5 protein-coding genes are annotated in these 4,288 nt (G+C 74.0%); 2 read left to right on the top strand and 3 right to left on the bottom strand.

Features of this window, described 5'->3' with window-relative positions; all coding sequences use genetic code 11:
• Positions 1-80 precede the first annotated feature (80 nt).
• The 3 genes from CCN44_RS41310 to CCN44_RS41300 all read right to left on the bottom strand — a co-directional run bounded on the left by CCN44_RS41310 (position 81) and on the right by CCN44_RS41300 (position 1,728).
• Positions 81-782, bottom strand: coding sequence for a bleomycin resistance protein (locus tag CCN44_RS41310; protein ID WP_086704346.1), 702 nt, complete (start codon positions 780-782; stop codon positions 81-83).
• A gap of 78 nt (positions 783-860) precedes the next feature.
• Entirely contained in the window at positions 861-1,250 is a 390-nt protein-coding gene (locus CCN44_RS41305; RefSeq protein ID WP_086704344.1) for an ACT domain-containing protein, read from the bottom strand.
• Between the two features lie 37 nt (positions 1,251-1,287).
• The gene (locus CCN44_RS41300) at positions 1,288-1,728 is read right to left on the bottom strand and encodes a RidA family protein (RefSeq protein ID WP_059247164.1); all 441 of its coding nucleotides are present in this window, start codon (positions 1,726-1,728) and stop codon (positions 1,288-1,290) included.
• A 298-nt stretch (positions 1,729-2,026) separates the two neighbouring features.
• Here CCN44_RS41300 and CCN44_RS41295 point away from each other — a divergent pair, with 298 nt between their 5' ends.
• Together CCN44_RS41295 and CCN44_RS41290 are read left to right on the top strand one after the other, a co-directional pair.
• A complete protein-coding gene (locus CCN44_RS41295; protein ID WP_079080821.1) occupies positions 2,027-2,749 on the top strand; it encodes an FAD binding domain-containing protein in 723 nt (240 codons plus the stop codon).
• Between the two features lie 104 nt (positions 2,750-2,853).
• Positions 2,854-4,288 (top strand): MFS transporter (locus tag CCN44_RS41290; RefSeq protein WP_208639943.1); only part of this gene is annotated, 1,435 nt, incomplete at its 3' end.

Raw genomic sequence — 4,288 nt, 5'->3', positions numbered from 1 at the left:
GTCCGGGGACCGGGGGCCTCACGGCGGGGTGGGGGCCTTCGCGTCCGGGCTCGACGCCGGGGAGTCCAGCGGGGAACCCCCTACGCCCGCAGCTCCTTCAGACGCGCGAGGTCGTCCTCGACCGAGTCCCGTTCCTCGGCGGTGAGGTGGATCGCGGCGGCCCTGGAGAGCGCGGAGACCGCGAGCTCTTCGTCGCCGAGGCGCCTGGCGACATCCGCGCGCAGCACCAGCAGGCGCAGCAGCTGCACAGGCGTGGGCCGCTCGTCCTGGAGGCGCAGTACCTGGTCGAGGACCTTCGCGGCTGCCGCCGGGTCCTCCCTGGAGTCCGCGAACAGGGACGCGTAGTGCAGGGCCCGGGCGAAGGTCTCCTTGGGCGCGGGCCGGTGGTGCAGGTCCTCGCTCGTCGGCTGGCCGACGCGGATGCAGTTGCCGCCCGGATCGGTCATCAGGAACTGCCGCATGCCGTGCGACGTGTCCCTCAGCGCCCCCATCCGTGGCAGTCCGCGGGTCGGAACCCTCCCGTACCTCGCCGCGAGACCGGCCCGGAAGGCCTGGTGCAGTCCGTCGACGTCGTCGGTCCGGACGTAGCAGGTGCTGAACGACTCGGTCGGCTCGTAGCGCTTCATGCCGAAGAAGTGGAGCTGGATGCCGCCGCGTTCGACCACCGCGTACGGGTTGGGGCTCGTCTGCTGGAACGTCACGTCGAAGCCGAGGGCGCTGTAGAAGTCGAGAACCGGCTGAAGGGTGCGGCACGGCAGTATCGGAATCGTCGTCTCACTCACGCGAGAACCCTAGACAACCGTAGTCAAATTTGACTAGATGTGCGTGGGAGTCGCCGGTGATTTACGGACGAGCCCGGCCTACGCGGCGAGTCGCCGCAGGATCTCCACCGCCCGCTCCGCCTGCTCGTAGGGGACGAAGAGGTGGTCGTGATGGAAGCCGGCGACGACATTGCAGCTGAGGTCCGCGTCGGCGAGGGCGCGGGAGACCGCGGCGGTCAGACCGACCGCGGCCAGCGCGGAGTGGACGCGCAGGGTGATCCACCCGGCCACGTAGTCGTACGCCATCCCGGCCGCGTCCGCGTCCGCCTGCGACACGACGAGGGTGAGGCCCTCCGGCTCGGCGACCGTGGCCACCGGGGAGACGCCGGAGGGCACACCGCCCTCGGCCATGGTGAAGACATAGCGGCCCGGGTTCAGCTCGGGCCGCATGTCGCTGAGCAGGGTGCGCAGATCCGTCTCGCCGGTCACAGCTCCCACCCTAGGGGCCGCGAGGCCGGTCGGCCGCTCAGGCGTGCTCCGGGCGGGTGTCCGAGGCCGGCGTGGCCGGCCGGACGGCCACCGCGTCCACCTCGAACAGCATGCCGGGCAGCGCGAGCGACGCCACGCCGCTCAGCGTCTGGGCCGGCAGCCGGTCCCCGAACCGCGCGTGCAGGGCCTTGCCGAGAACCTCCAGCTTCGCGGCGTCGTGGTCGACGATGAAGGTGCCGAGCCGGACGACGTGTTCGTAGCCGAGCCCCTCGGCCTCCAGGGCCAGCCGCAGGCGGTCGAAGGCCAGCTCCACCTGGGCGGCGAAGTCGCCGGGCACCGGGGCGCCGGTGGCGTCGGAGGCGTACTGGCCCGCGATGAAGACGAGGTGGCCCGGTGCCGAGACGGCGTGACTGTAGCCGAAGGGCGTCGGGTCGTGGAGGGTGGCCGGGTTGGTGATCGTACGCGCGTCGGGCGCCATGGAGCGTGGTTCCTTCCGTCAGGCATGACAACAGCCGCTTCTCCCGTCCCCAACACCCCAGTGGCATCAGCCATTCCACGTCCCCGGTCCGTGGTGCCGACGGCGTCCCGATGCGGCGGTCGGCAGCTTCCCGCCGCGGTCCGTGGTGCGTCGGCGTCGACGGTGGTCGGCGCGCGTGGCATGCGCGTGTGAGCCCTGTACGCGCCCCCGGCCGTGCGACAAGACTGCGCTGTCGGCGGGCAGCCGGCCGGATCCGCCCGCCCGTCGTCCGAGCCCCCAGAAAGGCAGGTGGCCCGCCGTGCTGCTGCGTCTGCCCACGTCCGTGACAGAAGCCCGGGAATGCCTGGCGGAGGGCGCCGTGCCGATAGGCGGGGCGACTCTGGTGTGGGCGACCTGGCAGCGGGACGGATTCCCCGAACTGGCCATGTCCCTCCGTGAGGTGCCGGAGGCCAACGTCATGGGCCCGGAGACCGTGGGCGGCGCCGTGGTCCTGCACCGGATCGACGCCCAGGCCCCCGACGTGCTGCGGCTGGCCGCCGCCACCGTCGGCACCGGTGCCGTACGCCGGACGGCGACCGTCGGCGGCAACATCGTCGGCAGTACGCTGCGCTGCCTGCTGCCCGCCGCACTCGTCCTGGACGCCCGGGCGACGGTCCTGGAGCCGGAGGGCGTCCGCGACGCGGACCTGGCCGAGGTGGTCGCCAAGCGCCCCCTCCTGCTCGGTCTGCGCTGGCGAGCGCCGGTCTCCTCGGCGTACCGCAAGCTGCCCGGCGAGGCCGGGGGAGAGCCGCCGCTGGTCGTGGCCTCGGCGCTGCACGCCGAGCCCGGGGCGCCCGACCGGGTGCGTGTCGCCGTGCGGGACGGCTACGACGTCCTCAGCGGCACGACCCTCTGCGGGACCGACGCCGAGGCGACCCTCGGCGCACTGCGCGGCACGGCCCTCGGTGAACTGCCCGCCGCCGCGTGGGAGGTCGTACGGTCGCAGGTGGCCGGCCTGCTGGAGCGCCGCGACCGCGCCTGACGAGGCGCCTGTTTGCCGTCTCCGCAAAGAAGTTCGCCGGTCGGCGTCGCCCTGCCCGAGCCTGGCCCGGTACGACCCGTGTACCGGAGAGGCGGACGACGACCGTGACGACCACGACCCCTGCGCACCCCCTGGCCCTCAGCAGACGCAGACGCTGGACGGTGCTCGCCGTCTGCTGTCTGAGCATGTTCCTGGTGGGCCTGGACACCACCATCGTCAACGTCGGCCTGCCCGCCATCGGGCGCGGCCTGGACGTGGGGACACGCGGCCTCGAATGGACCGTGGACGCGTACACCGTCGTCCTGGCCGGGCTGCTGATCTCCTCCGGCGCGCTGGCGGACCGGTTCGGGCGCCGACGGGTGTTCCAGTGGGGGTTGACCGTCTTCGGTGTCGCCTCGCTGGCCTGCGCGCTGGCCCCGTCCGTGGGTGCGCTGGTCGCGGCCCGCGCGGTGCAGGGGATCGGCGCCTCCATGCTCAGTCCCGTGGCCCTCGCGATCGTGGTCAACGCCATGCCCGATCCGCGGGAGCGGGCCCAGGCGATCGGCGTCTGGGCCTCCGTGTTCGGGCTGAGCATGGCGGCCGGCCCGGTCACCGGCGGCGCCCTGGTCGCGGGCCTCGGCTGGCGGTCGCTGTTCTGGATCAACGTGCCGGTCGTCGTGGCCGCGCTCGTGCTCAGCGCGGTGTTCGTGCCCGAGTCCCGGGCCGGGCGGGCGCGGCGGCTCGACCTCGGGGGGCAGATCCTGCTGACCGTGACGATCGGCGTGTGGGTCGGCATCCTCATCGAGGGGCCCCGCATCGGCTGGACAGCACCGGCGGCGCAGGCCGCCTACGCGGTCGCCGTCGCGGCCACGGCCGGATTCGTGTGGGTGGAGCGCCACCGGCGCGAGCCGCTCATGGACCTCCGGCTCTTCCGCGGCCCGCTGTTCAGCGGGGCGGTCCTGGGCGCCGTGGCCGTGTTCGTCGCGCTGAACGCGGCGCTGCTGCTCAACACCCTCTATCTGCAGCACACCCGGGGTTTCTCCCCGCTGGCCGCCGGAACCGCGACCCTGCCCATGGCGCTCGCGGCGACCGTCTGCGCACCCTGGTCGGGCCGGCTGGTCGGCCGTGGCGGCCCGCGGCTGCCGCTGTTCCTGGCGGGCGGCTTCCTCACCGCCGGCGGGCTCTGCCTGGCCGGGCTCGACCAGGACACGAGTATCGCCCTCCTCCTGGTCGCCTACCTGCTCATCGGCATCGGGTTCGGCTTCGCCAACGCGCCGATCACCACCACCGCGGTCAGCGGGCTGCCGCCCGCCCGGGCCGGCGTGGCGGGGGCGATCACGTCCACCGCGCGCCAGGTCGGCGCCGCACTCGGCATCGCCCTCGCCGGCGGCCTGGTCGCGGACACCGGCCCGGCGGGGCTCGCCCACGCCTCCCGCCCCGGCTGGCTCCTGGTCGCCGCCTGCGGACTCGTCCTCCTCCTCGTCGCCCGCGCCGCGGACGCCGTGCCGGACGTCTCGTTCCGGGCGGGTGGCGTCGGCCGCGCGGCGCGGGCGACGAGGA

Source organism: Streptomyces tricolor (assembly GCF_002155905.1).
Classification (GTDB): domain Bacteria; phylum Actinomycetota; class Actinomycetes; order Streptomycetales; family Streptomycetaceae; genus Streptomyces; species Streptomyces tricolor.
This window is presented reverse-complemented; position numbering and strand designations above follow the sequence as displayed.